Here is a 20,673-nt window from a genome sequence, read left to right on the forward strand (position 1 = left end):
TTCATGACGTCCGAGCCCGTCGTCGCGGCGCGTCCGCGGCGGATCCACCGCGCGTGGATCGTCGCCGCGGTGGCATTTCTGGCGCTGCTCGGTGCGGCCGGATTCCGCGCTGCTCCGTCCGTCCTGATGGTCCCCATCACCGACGAGTTCGGCTGGTCGCGCAGCGTGCTGTCCGCCGCGGTGGGCATCAACCTGTTGTTGTTCGGGCTCACCGCGCCGTTCGCCGCGGCGTTGATGGACCGCTTCGGCATCCGCACCGTGACATCCGTCGCACTGACCGTCGTGGCTCTGGGCAGCGCTCTCAGCGTCTTCGTCACGTCGCCGTGGCAGATCCTGCTCACGTGGGGTCTGCTCATCGGCCTCGGGACGGGATCGATGGCCTTGGTGTTCGCGGCGATGGTGACCGACCGGTGGTTCACTCGCCGACGCGGACTGGTCTCGGGCATCCTCACGGCAGGATCCGCGACCGGGCAGCTGATCTTCCTGCCCGTCGTGGCCGTGTTGGCCGAGAACTCGGGGTGGCGTACGGCGTCCCTCGTAGTCGCTGCGGGTGCGCTGGTCGTCGTCCCGTTCGTGGTGTTGTTCCTACGGGACTCCCCGGCGGAGGTGGGGGCGCTGCCGTACGGAGCGACCGAAGCTCCCACGCCCGTGGTCGTGACCGGCAATCCTGCCGTGCGTGCGCTGACGGCGTTGAGAGATGCGTCGTCGGTACGCACGTTCTGGGCGCTGATGGTGGGGTTCGCGATCTGCGGCGCGACCACCAACGGCCTCGTGGGAGTGCACTTCATTCCGTCCGCCCACGATCACGGAATGCCGCAGACGACGGCGGCAGGGCTGCTCGCCGTGGTGGGGATCTTCGACATCGTGGGCACCATCGGGTCGGGATGGCTCACCGACCGGGTCGATCCACGGGTGCTGCTCGGGGCGTACTACGCGTTCCGAGGAGTGGCGCTGCTGTTCCTGCCCGCGCTGCTCTCCGACGCGTTGCACCCGTCGATCGTCGTGTTCATCGTCATCTACGGACTGGACTGGGTCGCGACGGTTCCCCCGACGATCGCCCTGTGCCGCGAGGTGTTCGGCACCCAGGGACCGCTGGTGTTCGGGTGGGTGTTCGCATCCCACCAGGTCGGTGCCGGCATCGCGTCCGTCGTGGCAGGCATGGTGCGCGATGCCACCGGTGAGTACACCGCCGCCTGGTTCGGCGCAGCTGGTCTCTGCGTCGTGGCGGCGGTGCTCAGCCTTGGTATCGCTCGGCGATCAGCCCCGGTAACCGGCTGATTCGCTGCGCGCGGTCTGCGGGCGGCGACGACGGCCGGAGCTCGCGGTGGAGTTGCCTGCGTGGCCGCCGCGGGTGGAGCGTCCGCGACCGGGCTGCCCCTGCTTCGGAGCCGGTGCGGCTTCCTTCGGTACGGGCTTGACGTATGCCGCCACCGCGCCGACCAGGTCCTGCACGGCGGGGGAGTCGACGGTGACACGCTGCGGTGCCGCATCGATCTTGGCCTTGCGCATCAGGACCGCCAGGTCGCGACGCTGCTCGGGCAGCACGACGGTGACGACGTCACCGGCGCTGCCTGCGCGAGCGGTGCGGCCACTGCGGTGCAGGTACGCCTTGTGCTCGGCCGGCGGATCGACGTGGACGACCAGCTCGACGTTGTCGACGTGCACGCCGCGGGCTGCGACGTCCGTGGCGACGAGGACGCGTGCGTCGCCGGTCGAGAACGCGGCGAGGTTGCGGTCACGAGCAGCCTGCGACAGGTTGCCGTGCAGGTCGACCGACGGGATACCGGCTTCGGTCAGCTGACGAGCCAGCTTGCGCGCCTGGTGCTTGGTGCGCATGAACAGGATGCGGCGGCCTTCGCCGGACGCGAGGCGCTGGACGAGGGCCTTCTTGCCGTCGACACCGCCCACCTCGAAGATGTGGTGCGTCATCGCGGCGACGGGCGAGTTCTCCTCGTCCACCGAGTGCTGCACCGGGTCGGTCAGGAACTGCTTGACCAGCTTGTCGACGCCGTTGTCCAGCGTCGCGGAGAACAGCATGCGCTGACCGTGCGACGGGGTGGCCTTCATGATGCGCGTGACGCCGGGAAGGAATCCCAGGTCCGCCATGTGATCGGCCTCGTCGAGGACGGTGATCTCGATGTCGTCGAGCGTCACCAGACGCTGCTTCATCAGGTCCTCGAGGCGACCGGGGCAGGCGACGACGATGTCGACGCCGCGGTTCAGCGCCGTGACCTGACGGGCCTGCGAGACGCCACCGAAGATGGTGGTGACGCGGAGGTTCGTCGCCATGGTGAGCGGCTCGAGTGCTGCAGCGATCTGAGTCGCGAGCTCACGCGTCGGAGCGAGGACGAGCCCACGCGGACGGTTGGGCTTGCGGACACCCGAGAACGTGTCGCCGAGACGCGACACCATGGGGATGGAGAACGCGAGAGTCTTTCCGCTGCCGGTCTTTCCGCGACCGAGAACGTCGCGACCCTTCAGCGTGTCGGGAAGTGTGTCGGCCTGGATGGGGAACGGTGACGCGATGCCGGCACCCGTGAGGGCGCGGACGATCCGGTCACTGACGCCGAGGTCGGCGAAGGAGAGAGAAGTCATGAAGAGTTCGAGTGCCTTTCGGGCATCTGAGCACTCCGATTGCGGAGCGCAAATGGCGAGACTGCCGGTGGGCAGTTCCGATCGCCGTAAGAAAAATTCGTGCTGATTCCACGACGTACGCCGCGCATCGAGGCGCAGCAGCGAGACCCAGTGTAGCCGGTCGGTGGGTGTGACCGTGGTCTCGCAGTGTTCGCGGCTGGTGCTGTGGGGTGGAGTGGTTGTGGCGGAACAGGATCGGCGTGGTTGGGGTGTGTGTGCACACCCCTAGTGGTGAGCACACACCCTCATCCACTGGCTGTAGTGGGTGTGCGCTTCTCAGAACCGGTGTGCGCTTCGGCGTCGGGCCCCATGTGCGGCCGGCGCTGCGCTGCTCGGCGTGTGCACACCCCTTGTGGTGAGCGCACACCTCCACCGGCACGGTCCATTGGGTGCGCTGCGACGCCGGTGCTGCGGTGTGCCGCGCTGGTTGGCGTGTGCACACCCCCATCCGCTGGCTGTAGGGGGTGTGCGCTTCGTGCAACCGGTGTGCGCTTCGGCCGACGGGCCCCATGTGCGGCCGGCGCTGCGCTGGTTCGCGTGTGCACACCCCCTCTGGTGAGCGAACACTCTTACCCGCTGGCTGCAATGGGCGTGCCGCGACGCCGGTGCCGCCATGTGCGGCGCTGGTTGGCGTGCGCACACCCCATCTGGTGAGCGCGCACCCTCATCCGCAGGCTGTAGGGGGTGTGCACTTCACGGAATTGGTGTGCGCTCCTGCCAATTCGCCACGAGGGCTGCCGGTGCTGCGCTGGTTCGTGTGTGCACACCCGTTCTGGTGAGCGCACACCCTTACCCGCTGGCTGCAGTGGGCGTGCCGCGACGCCGGTGCTGTCGTGTGCCGCGCTGCGTCGCATGTGCACACCCCCTCTGGTGAGCGCACACCCCCAACCGCAGGCTGCAACGGGTGTGCACTTCACAGAACCCGTGTGCGCTCCGGCCGCCGGGGTCAGCCCGCGTAGGCCGCGCTTTGCGTGCGCACCAGATCGACCAGCGTCTGCTGGGGGATCGTGAGGTCGAGCAGATGCAGCCCCCATGTCGCGTTCGGCAACGTGGGAAGTGTTGCGGCGGAACCACCTTTGATCATCAGCACGTTGTCGGCGTCGCACTGCGCGGTGAGACCCGGCAGCGGGCCGGTAACCGGTGTCCGGGCGTTCGCGCCGAGCGACGCCGGGTTCGTGCAGAGAACATCGTCGCCGCCGTACCGGGAATCGGCCGGGGGAGTGCGCGAGAACGTGGAGTAGGCGACGACGCATCCCGTCTGGCTCGGGTCCGTGCACGGAACGACGGTGGTGAAGTCGGACTGCCTCAGTGTGACGCCCGGGATGATCGCGGAGACCAGCATCGCCCGCGACGCCGGGTCGTTCTCGATGCGGTTCTGCAGGAGGTTCTTCAGCATCCGCGATCCCTGGGAGTGCCCGAGCAGCACGATTCCGCGGTTCGAGTCGCGCTGCGCCAGGAAATCCGTCCAGGCCGCATCGATGTCGACGTATGCCGCGGCGAGCGCCGCATCGCGAGCCGGACCGTCCGCCGTCGCCAAGCTGAGCAGGGTGGCCTGCCGGTAGACCGGCGCCCACACGTTGCACACGGAGTCGAAGAGTCGGGCCTGCGCAGCCGCGGCGAAGATGAGTTCCGGCGACGCATCGAGATTCGCGGACTGCGCCGGTTGCAGCGACGCCGTCGGATAGACGTAGAAGCAGTCGACGGGCGCGTCGGTTCCGCCGCCGCACGGATCGGTGGGTGCACCGGGGCGGCACAGCCACGTGGTGGACGGTGCGGCGGAGGCCGGTCCTGCCGCCACGAAGAGGGAGCCCAGTAGGGCGGCGACGAGGAGGAGGGCGCGCATCATGGTGGGAACTGTATTCGGCGAAGGGTGCCCTCGGCAGGATTCGAACCTGCGACCTACCCTTTAGGAGAGGGTTGCTCTATCCCCTGAGCTACGAGGGCCGACCCGGCGAGTACCGGCTGACGCACAGCACTCTACCGGGTCCACATGACTGTCAGGCGCTCGGCGAGATCGCTTCCAACTTGCGGGCGACCAGAGCGGCCTGCAGATGGCGCATTCCCGACGGCCGGGTGGGGTCGAAGCCGGTGAGGTGCGCGATCCGCTTGAGGCGGTAATCGACGGTGTTGGTGTGGAGGTGCAGCTGACGCGCCGACCGCTGGCGGTTCAGATCGTGGTTGATGTGGATCTCGAGTGTCTCGAGCAGCTCGGGCGAGTTGTCCAGCGGGATCAGGACGCGCGAGAGGTAGGCGCGGCCGGGGCCGGGACGCGTGAGCTGGTACTCGAGCACCAGATCCGTCATGCGGTAGACGCCGGCGGGGCGGCGCAGCTGCTGAGCGAGATCGAGAAGCTCGTGCACCTGGTCGGAGGCGGACGGAACATCGTTGACCGAGCTGGTGGCGACGGTGGCGGTGACGGCGGTCTCGGCGGCGGCGGACATCCGCTCGACCAGGGTGGCCACCCATTCGTCGTCACGCTCACCGGGAACGAGGATGGTGCCGCCCTCGGCGGACAGCATCGACAGCGGGGATCGGTCGCACACGATGGCGAGCTCGGCTTGCACGCGACGAAGCTTGCGGCGAGCGGTGACGGCGCGGGGGAGCGCCGGGTTGCTCTCGTCGGGGTGAGCGGCGATGGAGACGGCGAGCACGGTGAAGGAGTCGGCGAGTTCGATGCCGGACTGCCGGGCCACCGACCGGGCGTTGTGTCCACTCAGAAGCGCGGTGACGACGGTGTGCGCGGCGGTGTGGTGCTCGCTGGCCACCGCCTGCAGCTCGTCGACGTAGCTGGACGACGCTGCTGTCGAGATGCGCTCGGACAGACCGACGAAGGCCTTGGCGACCTTGGTGAGGTGCGCGGCCCCGCCACTGGATGCGCGCTCGGACACCAGGTCCCAGCCCATCTGGATGCCCTCGTGGTAGACGCCGAGAACAGCGCGGAGCGGCACGCCCTCGCGCGCCCACTGTGCTGCACGGCCGCCGAGCTCGGCGATGTCGGCGTCGGATGCCGTGGTGGAGTCGCCTCCGACACCGACCGCCATCGACAGGCAGGTGACGGTCAATTCGGTGACGTCGGACCGTAGGCTGGCACTCAGCGAAGATGCCCGTGACGCCGGCCCGACGGTCCGTCGTGCGACGTTCTCGAGGTCTCGTGCGGACCCGGCGGGACGCCCGGCCACCATGAGTCCGCTGGTGCTCTTCTCCATCGCAGCAGCCTGGGACGGCTGCGTGTTCTCGACACTCACGTGCTTGTTCCTTCCGGTCGGCGATCCGTTGGCCACATCGTGACGTATGTCGGTTTCTCTCGCACATACCTGCTGGAGAGGCTCATCACTCGCGCAAAACGGGGCGTGAGTACAGATTGTAGGGCAATAAAAGTTTATATGTGTAGTTTCATGCCGCGATTCAGGACACTGCTGTGATCGGATCCAGAGCCTTCGGGGGGCTCCTGCGAATGTTCCCAACATCGGCGCAAGGGTGGGGCGCTGCTCGCCGGACGGTCCTAGCGTCGGTGAGCGACGTCCGGCCAGGGCGTCCGATAGTCACGAAACATCAAGGTTCACGGGGGTAACTCATGCCACAGGCGTTGTCTCAGATCGAGTTGTTGCGCGAGCTGCAGCCGGTAGCGGAAGCCAATCTCGAACGTCACCTCGACCTCGCGAAACCGTGGAATCCTCACGATTACATCCCGTGGAGCGACGGCAAGAACTTCGCCATGCTCGGGGGCCAGGACTGGTCACCGGAGCAGTCCACCCTGTCCAAGGTGGCCAAGGCCGCCATGGTGACCAACCTCCTCACCGAGGACAACCTGCCGTCCTACCACCGCGGGCTCGCCGAGAACTTCTCGATGGACGGCGCCTGGGGAACGTGGGTCGGCCGGTGGACCGCCGAGGAGAACCGACACGGCATCGCGATGCGCGACTACCTCGTCGTCACCCGCAGCGTCGACCCCGTCGCGCTCGAGCAGGCCCGCATGGAACACATGACGGTCGGCATCGACTCGCCGATGGAGGGGGCCAACCTCCTGCACGGCGTCGCGTACGTGACCTTCCAGGAACTGGCGACACGTGTGTCGCACCGCAACACCGGCAAGGCCTGCAACGACCCCATCGCCGACGCGCTGTTGGCGCGTATCGCCGCGGACGAGAACCTGCACATGATCTTCTACCGGAACATGTGCTCGGCCGCGATCGACCTGGCGCCGGATCAGACGATGAAGGCCATCGCCGACGTCGTCATGAACTTCCAGATGCCGGGACTGAACCAACCCGATTTCCGACGCAATGCTGTGCTGATCGCCAAGTACGGCATCTACGACCTGCGTCAGCATCTGGACGAGGTCATCATGCCGATTCTGCGCAAGTGGAACATCTTCGAGCGCACCGACTTCGGCGCCGAGGGAGAAAAGCTGCGCGAACTGGTGGCCGACTACCTCGGGGACCTCGAGAAGCAGGCCGTTCGCTTCGAGGAGTCCCGCGACCGCGCACTCGCCCGCGAGCGTGAACGCGGAGAGGTCCTCAGCGTCTGAGGCTCACATCGCGACGGTGAGCAGAAAGGCGACGTCCTCGACGGCCTCCACACTGTGGCGGGCGTCGGGGACGACCAGGAGGTCACCGGCGGAACCCTTCCAGCTGCGGTCACCACTGACCAGCTGGAGCTGACCGCTGAGGACCAGCACCGTCGACTCGCCGTTGAGGTCGTGCTCGGCAAGGGAATTGCCGGCGGCCAGCCCCACGACGGTCTGACGCAGGCTTCGCTGGTGTCCGCCGTAGACGGTGTGCGAGCTGCGCCCGCTGGACGCGGTCTTCGCTAGCTTCAGCTGTTGCCGGGCGAGAGCTGTCAGCGATTTCTTGTCCATGGTGCTGGATTATCCGGCACGAGGACGGTGCTGCGCGGGTGATTCAGCGGGTGTACGTCACGAATCGGTAGCGGATTCCTGTGGATTCGCTGATCTGCCACGCTCCGTCCGACCGGACGAACTCGGGGGGAACCTCCGGCGCGCGGGTGTCGCCGCCGTCCACCTCGAGGTCGATCTCGGTCACCTCGACGACATCGGCGACGGAGAGAAACAGCCGATACACGTCGGCACCGCCGATGATCCATGTGTCGGAGCCGTCCGTCGGCAGGGCATCCTGCACCGAGGCGACGCGAACGGCGCCGTCGGCCGACCATGACGGGTCCCGGCTCAGCACGATGTTCTCGCGTCCCGGCAGGGGACGGAAGCGGGCCGGAAGCGAATCCCACGTCCGCCGTCCCATCACGACGCGACCGGTGCCCGTGACCTCGCGGAAGTGCGCCATGTCCTCGGGCACACGCCACGGGATCGTGCCGTCCTTACCGATGACGCCGCCGTGCGCCTGCGCCCACACCATGCCGACGGTCATACGGCGACGGGCGCCTTGATCGCCGGATGATGCTGGTAGTCGACGATCTCGATGTCCTCGAAGGTGTAGTCGAAGATCGACTCGCGCGGCGCGAGCCGCAGTGTGGGGGCGGGGAACGCCTCTCGCGTCAACTGCTCACGAACCTGGTCGACGTGATTGTCGTAGATGTGGCAGTCGCCGCCGGTCCACACGAAGTCGCCGACCTCGAGACCCGTCTGCGCCGCCACCATGTGCGTCAGCAGCGCGTAGCTCGCGATGTTGAACGGCACGCCGAGGAACATGTCGGCGCTGCGCTGGTACAACTGGCACGAGAGTTTGCCGTCGGCGACGTAGAACTGGAAGAAGGCGTGGCACGGAGCGAGCGCCATGTCCGGGATGTCGGCGACGTTCCACGCCGAGACGATCATCCGTCGCGAATCGGGATCGCGCCTGATGGTGTCCATCACCTGCGAGATCTGATCGATATGCTCGCCCGACGGTGTGGGCCACGATCGCCACTGCACGCCGTAGACCGGGCCGAGGTCGCCTTCGTCGTCCGCCCACTCGTCCCAGATGGTCACGCCGTTCTCGCGGAGGTAGGCCACGTTGGACTCACCGCGCAGGAACCACAGCAACTCGTGCACGATCGATTTCAGGTGCACACGCTTGGTGGTGACCAGCGGAAATCCCTCGGACAGATCGAAGCGCATCTGATGCCCGAACAGGCTGGTGGTGCCCGTGCCGGTGCGGTCGGATTTGGCGGTGCCCTCCGCGAGCACGCGGCGGAGCAGATCCTCGTAGGGCGTCGCGACCATGGCTACACCTTAGGCTCAGCCACATGAGGACCATGCACGTGATCGGTATCGGCGCGGGTGATCCCGACCAGGTGACCGTCGCGGCGATCAAGGTGATGAACACCGTCGACGTCTTCTTCGTCATCGACAAGGGCGCGCAGAAGCAGGAACTCGTCGACGTCCGCACCCGTATTCTCGCCGAGCACGTCACGCGTGAGCATCGGATCGTCGAGTTCACCGATCCGCCGCGAGACCGCACCCCCGCCGACTACGACGGCGCGGTGGACACCTGGCACGACCTGCGCGCGCGGATGCTGGCCGACCTGATCGCGGCGGAGCCGGCCGACTCGGTGGGAGCGATGCTGGTGTGGGGCGACCCGTCGCTCTACGACAGCACCCTGCGCGTCGTCGAACGGGTCCGCGCGGTCCTGGACGAGCCGTTCGAGGTGTCCGTCGTTCCCGGCGTGACCAGCCCGTCCGCGCTCGCCGCCGCACACCGCGTCGTGTTGAACAGGATCGGCGAGCCGGTGCTGACCACCACGGGTCGCCAGCTGCGCGAGTCCGGCCTTCCCGACGGAGTCGGCGCGGCCGTGGTCATGCTGGACTCCGACTGCAGCTTCCGGTCTCTGCCCGGCTGGCACGTCTGGTGGGGCGCGAACCTGGGGACGCCCGACGAGGTGATCCTGGCAGGCCCCGTCGACGAGGTGAGCGACGAGATCGTGGAGCGACGAGCGGCCCTCCGAGAACGCGCCGGGTGGGTGATGGACACCTATCTCGTCCATCGGCCGTGACTTCCGATTAGGCTCGAGGAGTGCCGGAATTACCCGAGGTCGAGGCTCTCGCGGGCTTCCTGCGTGAGCATGCGCTGGGAGCGGTGATCGGACGTATCGACGTCGCCGCGCTGAGTGTGCTGAAAACGTTCGATCCGCCGGTGACGGACATGCAGGGCAAGGACATCACCGCGGCCGCCCGATTCGGCAAGCACCTCGGCATCGAAGCCGGTGGGCTCTGGCTGATCACTCACCTCTCCCGCGGCGGATGGCTGCGCTGGGCCGACAAACCGTCGTCGGCACCCCCGAAGCCGGGCAAAGGTCCGCTCGCACTCCGTGTCCACCTGTTCACGCCCGAAGGACTCACGCCGGCGTTCGACCTCACCGAGGCCGGCACACGCAAACGGCTCGCGGTGTGGGTCGTGCGGGACCCGCAGGACGTTCCCGGCATCGCCCGTCTGGGCCCCGATGCGCTCGCCGTGACGGAGCCGGAATTCGCAGAGATACTCTCGCGCAGGAGCTCTCGGCTCAAGACAGCGTTGGTGGACCAGCAGCTGCTCGCCGGTATCGGCAACGCCTACAGCGACGAGATCCTGCACACCGCGAAACTCTCACCGTTCGCCACCACCGCCTCGCTCACCCCTGAGTCTGTGACCATGCTGTGGAACACCATGCGCACCGTGCTTCTCGACGCCGTCGCCAGGTCCGAGGGCCAGGATGCGGCACGTCTGAAGGGCGAGAAGCGGTCCGGCATGCGGGTGCATGCTCGCACCGGCATGCCGTGCCCCGTCTGCGGCGACACGGTGCGCGAGGTGTCGTACGTCGATCGGTCGTTCCAGTACTGCCCGACGTGTCAGACCGGCGGCCGCATTCTTGCCGACCGCCGGCTGTCACGCCTGGTGAAGTAGCTACCGCTCCGTGCCGGTGCGGAAGTCCTGCGACGACTCCGCCGACGGGGCGTCGTAGCCGGTGTACCCGTCCCAGGCAGCGCGGCGTGCGCCGAGCGGGTCGTTTTCCATACGGGTCGTGGCGTCGAAGATGCGCGTCGCCCGGGTCGGAAGTTCGTACCGGCCCCAGTCCGACTCCGGCGCACCGGTTGTGGCGAAGGCCAGCCACTGGCGCTGAACCTCGTCCGTGACCCTGGCCGCGCCGCCTCGGTCCCCCAGGAGGGAGAAGAACTTGCCGACCCGCGAGCGGTAGACACCGAAGACGGCGAACAGTTCCGAGCCGTGCGTGGCGTAGAGCTTCAGCAGGTCGAACAGGCGCGGGGAGTAGTCGTATCGGTAGACGTACGTGGGTGCGTACTCGGTGTGCGCGTCCGCGATCTCGAGGGACGGCCGCCAGAATGTGAAGTCCCCGCCGAAGTCGATGGCGGACAGGCCCTTCGGGTATCCCGGGTACTGCGCGAGAATGCGGTCCTTGGCCGACGGGTCGGTGTCCGCGAACAGACGGTCGATGCGCGCGGCGTCGGTCGGCAGCGCGTCGAGCCACTTGGGGAACAAGGTGCCCTCGTGTTCGTTGCTGCCGATGATCATCGGCACGGCCTGCGCGGCGCCGGAGCGGTACGCCTCGAGCGGTGCCTCGGGCACCAGGTCGCCGTCGACGCTCGGTCCGAACGGAATCAGCCCCGGTGTCTCTCGCAAGACCTTGCCGCCCAACCGTTTCGCGGCTTTCAGCAGTGCCCCGGTGTCGGCGGTCGCCAGGGTGTCGGCGGCGGTCGCCGGGGTCGCGCCGAGGAGGCGGACGAACTCCGCGCCCCACGTCGCACTCCGATCCGACGTCGCGACCATGCCGGGTGCCGAACTCTGGGAGATGGCGCGGTGGAACAGTCCCGTCGTCGCGGGAATCGAGGTCAGCGTGGTGACCGCGTTACCGCCGGCCGACTCGCCGAAGATGGTGACGTTGTCGGGATCCCCGCCGAACGCGGCGATGTTGCGCTGGACCCACTGCAGTGCCGCGATCTGGTCCCGCAGGCCGAGGTTGCTGTCGAACGTCCGCTCCGGCGTCGAGAACTGACGGAAGTCCAGGTATCCGAGTGCTCCGAGCCGGTAGTTGAGCGAGACGTAGACGATGTCGCCACGCCGCACGAGGGAGGTGCCCGAGTACATGGACGTCGCCGACGTCCCGAGTGTGTAGGCGCCGCCGTGGATGAACACCATGACCGCGCGCGGAGTCGCGGACGGTGTGGCCGGTGCGCACACGTTCAGCGTCAGGCAGTCCTCGCTGCTGGCCTGTCCGCGCACCGGTCCGATGGGGGAGCGCGCCGTGTCCTGGACGGCGGCGTCACCCCACGAGGTGGCGTCGCGGACGCCTTCCCACGGCGACAGCGGCTGCGGCGCGCGCAGACGCAACGGCCCGACCGGCGGCTGCGCGTACGGGATGCCCCGCCATTGCGCGATGCCCCGCCGAACGAATCCGCGGACCCGCCCGTCGGACGTCGTGATCTCGGTATCGGTGTTCTGTTCTCCCTGCCCCATGCGGAAGGACTATACGGACGGTCCATTAGCCTCGACGGCACAATGACCTTCACCTATCCCATCGAGATAGTGCAGCTTCTCGTGTCGCCGTCACATGCATATTTCGGTCGTAGCAAGGACGGCCCCGCCGACGTATCCACGCGGATGCCGTCGTCCGTCGACGTGGTGACCGGAAAGGGCATCCGGGGCGACCGATTCTTCGGCGTGAAGGCGCACACCGAGGCGGCGATCACGTTCCTCGCCGCCGAGGCCTGGGACGCGGCGCTGCACCAGGCGGTCGCCGACGGTGAACCGTGGGACGGGGACATCTCGGTCGCGCGTCGCAACGTCGTCGTCCGGGGTCTCGAACTCGACCCGCTCCGCGGCGAGGAGTTCGTCATCGACACCGGGGACGGGCCGGTGCTGCTGCGCGGCGGGCGGCCCGCCCACCCGTGCGCGTGGATGGACCGCATGGTCGTCGACGGTATGCGGAAGGCTCTGATCGGCCGCGGCGGTCTGCGGACCGAACCGGTCAGTTCCGGGACTCTGCGCGTCGGCACCGGTGTCGTGATCTCACCGGTGCCTCTCGACGCGTCCCGTGCCGCGGACTCCGTGCGGCGTGCCCAACCGATTCGTGACTAGTCCCTGGCAGCCTCGAGCAGACGCAGCCACACCTCGCTCATCGTCGGATACGACGGGACCGCGTGCCACAGGGTGTCGAGCGGGACGGCCCCGACCACCGCGATGGTGGCCGCGTGCAGTAGCTCCGACACACCCTGTCCGACGAGGGTGAATCCGACGATCACGTTCCGTGACGTGTCGAGCACCATCGAGGCGCGCCCGTCGAAGTCGTCCTGACGCAACGAGCTGCCGGCGACCGCGATGTCCATCGCGACGGCGCGAACGGCGATCTTCGCGTCTCGTGCCTGTTTCTCGGTCAGTCCGACCGACGCCACCTCGGGTGTCGTGAACACGACCTGCGGCACCTGACCGTGGTCGGCGAGGGCGAGGAACCGGGTGCCGTCCAACGGTCGTCCCTCGGCGCGCGCCGCGATGACGTCGCCGCAGATGCGGCCCTGGTACTTGCCCATGTGGGTCAGCAGAGCGCGTCCGTTGACGTCGCCGACGGCGTACAGCCATTCGTCGACCGCACTCAGGTGGTCGTCGACGGTGATGGACTCACCGGGTGTCGGTCCGTCCGGCAGGGTGTCCAGCCCCAGGTCCCTCGTCGCGGGACGACGACCGGCGGCAACCAGGATCTCGTCCACCTCGAGGGTGTCGTCACCGACGGTCACCGAGGCCGGACCCCCGTGGATGCGGCCGTATCCGGTGTCGCTCGCATCGGGTCGCGACACCGTGGACACCTGGGATTCGAAGAGGATGCGCGCGCCCGCGGCGGTCAGGGCGTCGGCGACCGCGGTGCCGGCGAACGGCTCCGACCCGGCGAGCAGGGACGTGCCGCGGACGATCATGGTCACCTGGGCCCCGAGCGCGAGCAGCCAGGTCGTGGCCTCGCACGCGACGACGCCGCCGCCGATGACGATGATCCGTTCCGGCACCTCGTGCAGATTGGTCGCATCGCGAGACGTCCACGGAAGGGCTTCGCGCAGCCCGGGAATGGGCGGTACGGTCGCCGTCGTACCCGTCGCCACGACCACCGCGTGGCGGGCACGCAGAGTCCGGTCGCCCACGCTCACCTGCTTCTCGCCGGACAGTCGGCCGTGGCCACGCACGACGTCGATCCCGGCGGTCTCGGCCCAGTGCGCCTGCGAGGAGTCGTCCAGAGAGTGGGTGTAGCTCTCCCGTCGCGCGAGGACGGCATCGACGTCGAGTGAGGAATCGCCGACGAGTTCGCGGACACCCGGCATCGACCGAGCCTGGTTCAGGACCGATCCCGGCAGCAGCAGCGCCTTGCTGGGCATGCACGCCCAGTACGAACACTCCCCGCCGACCAGTTCGTGCTCGACGATCACCGCTGTGCGATCGCTTCCCTGGATGGCGTACTGCGCGGCGTTCTCGCCGACGGGACCGCCCCCGATGACGATGACGTCGTACTCGTCGATGTTCGGATGGGTCACTGTTCCTCCGGGATTAGGGTGTGCGGAATGGGGAGACAGAAGATCGTGATCACCGGAGCGAGTTCCGGTCTCGGCGAAGAGATGGCGCGCCGGTTCGCCGCCCTGGGCCGCGACGTCGGGTTGTGCGCGCGCCGGACGGACAGGTTGGAGAGCTTGCGCGCCGAACTGGTCGCCGCCAACCCGGGCATCGTGGTGGCCGTGGCAGCCATGGACGTGACCGACCACGAGTCGGTGGTGGACGGCATCGCATCGCTCCGCGCGGACCTCGGCGGCATCGACCGCGTCGTCGTCAACGCCGGTCTGGGTAAGGGAGCCAAGCTGGGCACGGGCCGCGCCGATGCCAACCTCGAGACGGCCCGCACGAACTTCGTCGGCGTGGTCTCGCAGATCGAGGCGGCGCTGGCGGTGTTCCGGGAGCAGAACGCCGGCCACCTGGTGCTGGTCTCCTCGATCAGCGCGGGCCGCGGACTACCCGGGTCCAAGGCGGTGTACGCCGCCTCGAAAGCCGGGGTGTCCTCACTGGGAGAAGCCCTGGCGGCCGAACTGCGCCCCACACCCATCGCCGTCACCACCCTGCTCCCCGGATACGTCGCCACCGACATGTCCTCCCGCGCGGGGGACACCGGCTCGCTGATGTCGTCTCTCGACGACGGAGTGTCGGCGATGGTGTCGGCGATCGAGAAGGAAGTGACTCGATCGGCGCTCCCCGGCGCCAGGTGGAAAGCCATCGACATGGTGCTGCGCTTCCTGCCGCGGAGACTGACCGACCGCCTCGTCTGAGCTACTGGAGGTAGTTCTCGACCTGGTTCACCGGCTGCGCCTCGGCGTCGTCGGGGGACAGGCCCGCATCGCGCTTCGCGCGACGCTGACGCAGCAGATCCCAGCACTGGTCGAGTGCCTTCTCGAGCTGATCGAGTTGCGCGCGTTCCTCGCTGGGATCGATCTCGCCGGCTTCGGTGCGCGAGCGCAACTCGTGCTCCGTGTCCACCAGGGACTTGATACGTGCGTAGATGTCGGACTCGCTCATCGCGCTGTTCCCTTCGACGGTCGTGCTGATGCAGATCTTCACGGTACTCACCAGAAGTCGGGTTCGAGCGAGTGCCGCGACAATGCGGCGGTCATCTGCTCGCGTATCTCGTCCCGGGTATGAGCGGCCGCGGGGTCCGTGACGACGACGGACAGGGTGTACACCTCGCCGACTCGGCACAGGTATGCGGAGAGCACGGTCGGCGACGCCGCGGCCTGCTCGTGCCGCAGACCCGGATGGATCGCGCGTGTGGCGACGCGCAGCGCGCGGCGGCCGCCGATGGTGCGGACGGCGTCGGGAAGCGGTCCGATGTTGGAGCACAACGCATCTCGAAGACCCGTCGACGGGGCGAGGACCGCGGCCGCACGCTCGGGGATCACGTGCAGCAACTCGTCGGGGAACCCTGCGGGCCCGGTCAGCGGGCTTCGGTACGCCGTCTTCGCGAGTGCTCTGATGTCGGCGAGGGAGGACTCCGGACCGATATGGACCGCGGTCACCGACAGGGCGTTCGCGCCCCCGGTCGGTACCTTCATCGGCACTCCGAGCAGAACGGTCTCGGCCCCGCACGGTGTCCGGACCGCAGCTACGATCGCCGCGACCACCGACAGGAACAGAACGTTCGGAGTCCCCTGACCGGCCGCGGCTACTCGGTCCCACTGCGCTGCCGGGACATCGGCCGTGACGGACACCTGTTCCCAGGCCGCGGGGCGCGCGGCGGTGGTCGTCGTCGGTGTCCTGGATGCCCGCAGATAACCGCGGAGCTCGGTGCGCCGGGAACGGCTGTACACCAACGCGGACAGGGCGAGGGTCGTCCGCCCGACGACCGTCGACACCGTCGAGACCGCATCGGCCAGATCGCTCGACCGGTCGTCCTCGACGACGTCCGAGTCGGCGCCCGACACCGCTGCTGCCGCTGCGTCGATCAGTCCACGCGCATCGGCGATGACGTGCGAGCACACGATCGACACGGCCGTGCCGGATCCGTACGGTGCCGCGCTCAGCCGCCAGCCCGGCCCGTACTCCGGATCGAGTGGGATGTCCGCGCACGAGTCCGCCCACGACAACGGGTCGTCGGTGCGCTCGGACCAGGTCACTCCGGGGCGTACGGTGGCCCGGACCCATCGCCGGCGCGCACCGGGAATCGTCGGCGAGACGATCCTCAGGCCCAGCGGACCCGATGCCAACCTGCGGTCGACCAGATCGAGGGCGTCTTCGCTCACGGGTTCCTCGGTGATCCAGATGCCCTGCATGGCAACGGGAATGCCGAAACCACGGTGGGTGCGAAGGAAGATCTCGTCGACGACGGACAACCTCGTCACTCGCGCGGCGCCCCGTGACGGCCTGCGCCGGCCGCGAACTGGCGGGCTCCGTCGAGCGCCTCGACCACCGATGCCGCACCGTGGCGGAACTCGTTGGCCATGGCGGCCCGGTGTTCGAGGCCTTCCTGCTCGAGGGCCGAGAGTCGGTCACCGCGCATGCAGGCCTGTGGGAACGTCGACAGTGTCGCGGCGAGTTCCTCGGCCGCCTCCCGGCACGTGCCCGACGGCACCACCCGGTTGGCCAACCCCATCGACAGGGCTTCCTGCGCGTCCACCGCTCGGCCGGTCAGGATCATGTCCATCGCCCGCGAACTTCCCACGGCGCGTGGCAACCGCACGGTCCCGCCGTCGATGAGCGGCACACCCCACCGGCGACAGAACACCCCGAACACCGCGTCGTCGTCCGCGACTCGAAGGTCGCACCACAGCGCGAGTTCGAGGCCACCGGCGACGGCGTGACCGGACACGGCCGCGATGACCGGCTTGGACAGCTCCATCCGCGTCGGGCCCATCGGACCGTCCCCGTGCTCGGTGGCGACATTCGACCGCTCGGTGCCCAATGCCTTCAGATCGGCTCCGGCGCAGAAGGTGCCGCCGTCGCCCCACAACACGGCCACGGACGCGCTCGGATCCGCGTCGAAGTCCTCGAATGCCTCGACAAGCGCTGCTGCCGTCGGGCCGTCGACGGCGTTGCGCGCCTCGGGTCGGTGGAGGATCACCGTGACCACCGGACCGCTGCGTTCGATCCGAACGTTCATGGTTCGACCGTACCGCGCGCGGCCACCGTTGTGGTTGTTCACCGAACCACGATGTTCGCGCCGTCGTCGGGGGAAGTTTTCCCGGTGTGTAACGCCGGGACGGGTTGCGGCGACATGGTGTGTGAGACCGTGCCGGTCCGTCAGACCCCCGACCCGACGGACCGGCGCGGTCTCGCTGTCGTTCGAGTCAGGACCGCCCGCGCTCGCCGCGGTACCAGCTGATCAGAGCGGCGGTCGACGAGTCCAGATCCGCGCCGGGACCGGCGTCGTCCGTCAGCACGGGCGTCAGCTCCTGGGCCTGAGTCTTCCCCAGTTCGACACCCCACTGGTCGAACGAGTCGATCCCGAAGACGACACCTTCGACGAACACCTGGTGCTCGTAGAGGGCGATCAACTGACCCACGACCGACGGCGTGAGCTTCGGCACGAGGATCGACGTGGACGGCCTGTTACCGGGCATCACCTTGTGCGGCACGATGTCCGCGTCCGTACCCTCCTCGGCGATCTCCTCGGCAGTCTTGCCGAAGGCCAACACCTTCGTCTGCGCGAAGTAGTTGCTCATCAACAGGTCGTGCATGCTGCCGGTGCCGTCCGCGGTGGGCAGATCGTCCGTCGGCTCGGCGAACCCGATGAAGTCCGCCGGCACCAGGCGCGTTCCCTGGTGCAGCAGTTGGTAGAAGGCGTGCTGGCCGTTGGTTCCCGGCTCGCCCCAGAAGATCTCACCCGTCGCCGTCGTGACGGGGGAGCCGTCGGCACGCACCGATTTGCCGTTGGACTCCATCGTCAGCTGCTGCAGGTACGCCGCGAACCTGTTCAGATCGTTCGAGTACGGCAACACCGCGCGCGACTGTGCGCCGAAGAAGCTCGAGTACCAGACGCCCAGGGTTCCCAGCAGCACCGGCGCGTTGGCCTCGAGAGGCGCCTCGCGGAAGTGCTGATCGATCAGGTGGAAACCGGCGAGGAAGTCGGCGAACGCGTCGCGTCCGACGGTGATCATCACCGAAAGGCCGATCGCCGAGTCCACCGAGTAGCGGCCGCCCACCCAGTCCCAGAACCCGAACATGTTGGCCGTGTCGATACCGAAGTTCGACACCTTCTCCGCATTGGTCGACACCGCGACGAAGTGCTGGGCCACCGCGTCGTCACCCAGCGCGGCGGTCAGCCAGCGGCGTGCGGCAGTGGCGTTCGTGAGGGTCTCGAGGGTGCCGAAGGTCTTCGACGCGACGATGAACAGCGTCGACGCCGGGTCGAGGTCGGCGAGTGCGCCGGTCAGGTCGGCGGGGTCGACGTTCGAGACGAACCTCGCCGAGATGCCGGCGTCCGCGTAGTGGCGCAGTGCCTGGTAGACCATCACCGGTCCGAGGTCGGAACCACCGATGCCGATGTTGACGACGGTGCGGATCTTCTCACCGGTCGCGCCCGTCCATTCGCCGGACCGCACGCGGTCGGTGAAGTCGCCCATGCGCCCCAGGACCTCGTGGACGTCGGACACCACGTCCTGCCCGTCGACCTCGAGCGTCGCGTCCGCGGGCAGGCGCAGAGCGGTGTGCAGGACCGCCCGGTTCTCGGACGTGTTGATGTGTTCTCCGGCGAACATCGCGTCACGACGGCCCGTGACATCCGCGGCGCGGGCCAGGTCCAGCAGCAGCTCCAGCGTCTCCCGCTCCACTCGATGCTTGCTGTAGTCGATGTAGAGGTCACCGGCCGTCACCGTCAGTTCGGTTCCGCGCGAGGGGTCGTCGGCGAAGAACTGACGGAGGTGACGGTCGGCCACCGTCCGGTGATGGGCTTCGAGCTTGCCCCAGGCCTCGGTGCGTGTGATGTCGGCGCTCATGGTTGTCGACACTAATCGCTGGACGATGCTGCCGTGCGGGTGTGCGTGACGATCCGGTGAGGTCGGGGTAGACACACATCAGGAGCGACGTCGGCCCGATCGGGCGACGCGCCGCGATCGAAAGGGTGACACACATGGCGCAGCCGAACGAACAGCCTGCCGGAACCACGAAGGAGAAGGACCTGATCGCGTCGGTCCCCACGAGGTTGTGGATCGGTGGCAAACAGGTCGACGCCGAGAACGGGGCGACGTTCGCCGTGCGTGACCCGTCGACGGGCGAGGTGCTCACCGAGGTGTCCGACGCGAGTCCCGCGGACGCGGCCCGCGCACTCGACGAGGCCGTCGCGGCGCAGAAGTCCTGGGCGGCGACGCCGGCACGGCAGCGCGGGGAGATCCTGCGGGCGGTGTTCGAGTCCATCACCGAGAACGCGGACGACATCGCGTTGCTGATGACCCTCGAGATGGGCAAGGCGTTCGCGGAGAGTCAGGCCGAGGTGAAGTACGGCGGCGAATTCTTCCGGTGGTTCTCGGAGGAGGCGGTGCGCATCGCCGGGCGGTACACCCCGGCTCCGGCGGGCAACGGGCGGATCCTGGTGACCAAGCAACCCGTCGGACCGGTCTTGGCGATCACACCGTGGAACTTCCCCCTCGCGATGGGCACGCGCAAGATCGGCCCGGCACTGGCGGCCGGATGCACGATCCTGGTGAAGCCGGCGTCGGAAACCCCACTGACCATGCTGTATCTGGCCAAGCTGATCTCCGAGGCGGGACTGCCCGAGGGTGTTCTCTCGGTGCTGCCGTCGTCGAAGTCCAGCGCCGTGACCGGGCCGCTGATCGAGGACCCGCGTCTGCGGAAACTGACGTTCACCGGCTCCACCGAGGTGGGTCGGATGCTCGTGGAGAAGTCGTCGAAGCATCTGCTGCGCACGTCCATGGAGCTCGGTGGCAACGCGCCGTTCGTCGTCTTCGACGACGCCGACATCGATGCGGCCGTCGAGGGAGCCATGTTGGCGAAGATGCGCAACGGCGGTGAGGCCTGCACCGCGGCGAACCGCTTCCACGTGCAGAACTCGGTGAAGGACGAGTTCGTCGCCAAGGTCACGGAGAAGATGAAGACCATGACACTCGGCCGAGGCAGCGACCCCGCGACCAAGCTGGGACCGTTGATCAACTCGGACCAGCGCGACACGGTTGCCGAACTGGTGGACGACGCGGCATCGAAGGGCGCGACCGTGGCACTCGGTGGACAGGCGGAGGACGGTCCGGGGTGGTTCTACCCGGCGACGGTGCTCAGCGACCTGCCGGCGGACGCGCGCATTCTCAGCGAGGAAGTGTTCGGACCGGTTCTCGCGGTGCGCGGATTCGAGACGGAACAGGACGGCATCGACGCGGCGAACGACACGGAATTCGGCCTGGCTGCCTACATCTTCACTCGGGACCTCGACCGCGCGCTCCGCGTGGCGGAGTCGCTGGAGACCGGAATGGTGGGCGTCAATCGCGGGGTGATCTCCGACGCCGCCGCACCCTTCGGTGGGATCAAGGCGTCGGGATTCGGGAGAGAGGGCGGAAGCGAGGGGATCGAGGAATACCTCGAGACCAAGTACATCGCCCTGCAGTGACACTCACGGGAACCGCCCGAT

The 20,673-nt window shown here is 68.1% G+C and carries 19 protein-coding genes and 1 tRNA gene; 7 read left to right on the forward strand and 13 right to left on the reverse strand.

Annotated elements, in window-relative coordinates:
- The first annotated feature begins 3 nt into the window (after nt 1-3).
- Nucleotides 4-1,278 carry an MFS transporter gene (locus tag AC0IX4_RS14265; RefSeq protein ID WP_471829523.1) on the forward strand — a complete coding sequence of 425 codons (1,275 nt, stop codon included), beginning with the start codon at nt 4-6 and terminating at the stop codon, nt 1,276-1,278.
- On the opposite strand, the gene AC0IX4_RS14270 is transcribed toward AC0IX4_RS14265, so the two are convergent.
- The 4 genes from AC0IX4_RS14270 to AC0IX4_RS14285 form a co-directional block, all read right to left on the reverse strand.
- A complete protein-coding gene (locus AC0IX4_RS14270; protein ID WP_471829525.1) occupies nt 1,258-2,595 on the reverse strand; it encodes a DEAD/DEAH box helicase in 1,338 nt (445 codons plus the stop codon). The two genes, AC0IX4_RS14265 and AC0IX4_RS14270, sit on opposite strands and share 21 nt — an antisense overlap.
- A gap of 985 nt (nt 2,596-3,580) precedes the next feature.
- Nucleotides 3,581-4,480, reverse strand: a complete 900-nt coding sequence (locus AC0IX4_RS14275) for a DUF3089 domain-containing protein (protein WP_471829526.1) — start codon at nt 4,478-4,480, stop codon at nt 3,581-3,583.
- Nucleotides 4,481-4,505: 25 nt separating this feature from the next.
- A tRNA-Arg gene (locus tag AC0IX4_RS14280) sits at nt 4,506-4,578 on the reverse strand.
- A gap of 53 nt (nt 4,579-4,631) precedes the next feature.
- Nucleotides 4,632-5,879, reverse strand: a complete 1,248-nt coding sequence (locus AC0IX4_RS14285) for a PucR family transcriptional regulator (RefSeq protein WP_471829528.1) — start codon at nt 5,877-5,879, stop codon at nt 4,632-4,634.
- 329 nt (nt 5,880-6,208) lie between these two features.
- On the opposite strand from AC0IX4_RS14285, the gene AC0IX4_RS14290 reads away from it, so the two are divergent.
- Complete coding sequence (locus tag AC0IX4_RS14290; RefSeq protein WP_042575357.1) at nt 6,209-7,162, forward strand: acyl-ACP desaturase; 954 nt, start codon at nt 6,209-6,211, stop codon at nt 7,160-7,162.
- 3 nt (nt 7,163-7,165) lie between these two features.
- On the opposite strand, the gene AC0IX4_RS14295 is transcribed toward AC0IX4_RS14290, so the two are convergent.
- The 3 genes from AC0IX4_RS14295 to AC0IX4_RS14305 are packed head-to-tail and all read right to left on the reverse strand — an operon-like array spanning nt 7,166 to nt 8,812.
- Nucleotides 7,166-7,492 carry a cupin domain-containing protein gene (locus tag AC0IX4_RS14295; RefSeq protein WP_042575356.1) on the reverse strand — a complete coding sequence of 109 codons (327 nt, stop codon included), beginning with the start codon at nt 7,490-7,492 and terminating at the stop codon, nt 7,166-7,168.
- 43 nt (nt 7,493-7,535) lie between these two features.
- Nucleotides 7,536-8,018, reverse strand: a complete 483-nt coding sequence (locus AC0IX4_RS14300; protein ID WP_471829530.1) for a dihydrofolate reductase — start codon at nt 8,016-8,018, stop codon at nt 7,536-7,538.
- Complete coding sequence (locus AC0IX4_RS14305; protein ID WP_471829531.1) at nt 8,015-8,812, reverse strand: thymidylate synthase; 798 nt, start codon at nt 8,810-8,812, stop codon at nt 8,015-8,017. The genes AC0IX4_RS14300 and AC0IX4_RS14305 overlap by 4 nt, the downstream gene beginning before the upstream one ends.
- A 23-nt stretch (nt 8,813-8,835) precedes the next feature.
- On the opposite strand from AC0IX4_RS14305, the gene cobF reads away from it, so the two are divergent.
- Complete coding sequence (cobF, locus tag AC0IX4_RS14310; protein WP_471829532.1) at nt 8,836-9,582, forward strand: precorrin-6A synthase (deacetylating); 747 nt, start codon at nt 8,836-8,838, stop codon at nt 9,580-9,582.
- Between the two features lie 20 nt (nt 9,583-9,602).
- Nucleotides 9,603-10,469 (forward strand): Fpg/Nei family DNA glycosylase, encoded by an 867-nt coding sequence (locus AC0IX4_RS14315; protein WP_042575352.1) that lies wholly within the window; start codon nt 9,603-9,605, stop codon nt 10,467-10,469.
- Here AC0IX4_RS14315 and AC0IX4_RS14320 read toward each other — a convergent pair whose 3' ends face one another.
- Nucleotides 10,470-12,038 (reverse strand): carboxylesterase/lipase family protein, encoded by a 1,569-nt coding sequence (locus tag AC0IX4_RS14320; RefSeq protein ID WP_042575351.1) that lies wholly within the window; start codon nt 12,036-12,038, stop codon nt 10,470-10,472.
- A 42-nt stretch (nt 12,039-12,080) separates the two neighbouring features.
- On the opposite strand from AC0IX4_RS14320, the gene AC0IX4_RS14325 reads away from it, so the two are divergent.
- On the forward strand, nt 12,081-12,659 hold the full coding sequence (locus AC0IX4_RS14325; protein ID WP_471829534.1) for a molybdenum cofactor biosysynthesis protein: 579 nt from the start codon (nt 12,081-12,083) through the stop codon (nt 12,657-12,659).
- Here AC0IX4_RS14325 and AC0IX4_RS14330 read toward each other — a convergent pair.
- The gene (locus AC0IX4_RS14330) at nt 12,656-14,095 is read right to left on the reverse strand and encodes a dihydrolipoyl dehydrogenase family protein (RefSeq protein ID WP_471829536.1); all 1,440 of its coding nucleotides are present in this window, start codon (nt 14,093-14,095) and stop codon (nt 12,656-12,658) included. The genes AC0IX4_RS14325 and AC0IX4_RS14330 overlap by 4 nt on opposite strands.
- 27 nt (nt 14,096-14,122) lie before the next feature.
- Here AC0IX4_RS14330 and AC0IX4_RS14335 point away from each other — a divergent pair, with 27 nt between their 5' ends.
- Entirely contained in the window at nt 14,123-14,875 is a 753-nt protein-coding gene (locus tag AC0IX4_RS14335) for an SDR family oxidoreductase (RefSeq protein ID WP_471829538.1), read from the forward strand.
- Nucleotide 14,876: 1 nt separating this feature from the next.
- Here AC0IX4_RS14335 and AC0IX4_RS14340 read toward each other — a convergent pair whose 3' ends face one another.
- From AC0IX4_RS14340 to pgi, 4 genes are all read right to left on the reverse strand, one after another.
- Nucleotides 14,877-15,122 carry a DUF2630 family protein gene (locus AC0IX4_RS14340; RefSeq protein ID WP_042575377.1) on the reverse strand — a complete coding sequence of 82 codons (246 nt, stop codon included), beginning with the start codon at nt 15,120-15,122 and terminating at the stop codon, nt 14,877-14,879.
- A gap of 47 nt (nt 15,123-15,169) precedes the next feature.
- Complete coding sequence (locus AC0IX4_RS14345; RefSeq protein ID WP_471829540.1) at nt 15,170-16,441, reverse strand: hypothetical protein; 1,272 nt, start codon at nt 16,439-16,441, stop codon at nt 15,170-15,172.
- Nucleotides 16,438-17,199, reverse strand: coding sequence for a crotonase/enoyl-CoA hydratase family protein (locus tag AC0IX4_RS14350; protein WP_042575376.1), 762 nt, complete (start codon nt 17,197-17,199; stop codon nt 16,438-16,440). The genes AC0IX4_RS14345 and AC0IX4_RS14350 overlap by 4 nt, the downstream gene beginning before the upstream one ends.
- Before the next feature lie 187 nt (nt 17,200-17,386).
- Nucleotides 17,387-19,033: a glucose-6-phosphate isomerase gene (gene pgi / locus AC0IX4_RS14355; RefSeq protein ID WP_471829542.1), complete on the reverse strand. Its 1,647-nt coding sequence runs from the start codon at nt 19,031-19,033 to the stop codon at nt 17,387-17,389.
- 134 nt (nt 19,034-19,167) lie between these two features.
- Here pgi and AC0IX4_RS14360 point away from each other — a divergent pair, with 134 nt between their 5' ends.
- Nucleotides 19,168-20,652, forward strand: a complete 1,485-nt coding sequence (locus AC0IX4_RS14360) for an NAD-dependent succinate-semialdehyde dehydrogenase (protein WP_471829543.1) — start codon at nt 19,168-19,170, stop codon at nt 20,650-20,652.
- The last annotated feature ends 21 nt before the right edge of the window (nt 20,653-20,673 follow it).

Source organism: Rhodococcus sp. AC861, assembly GCF_979256035.1.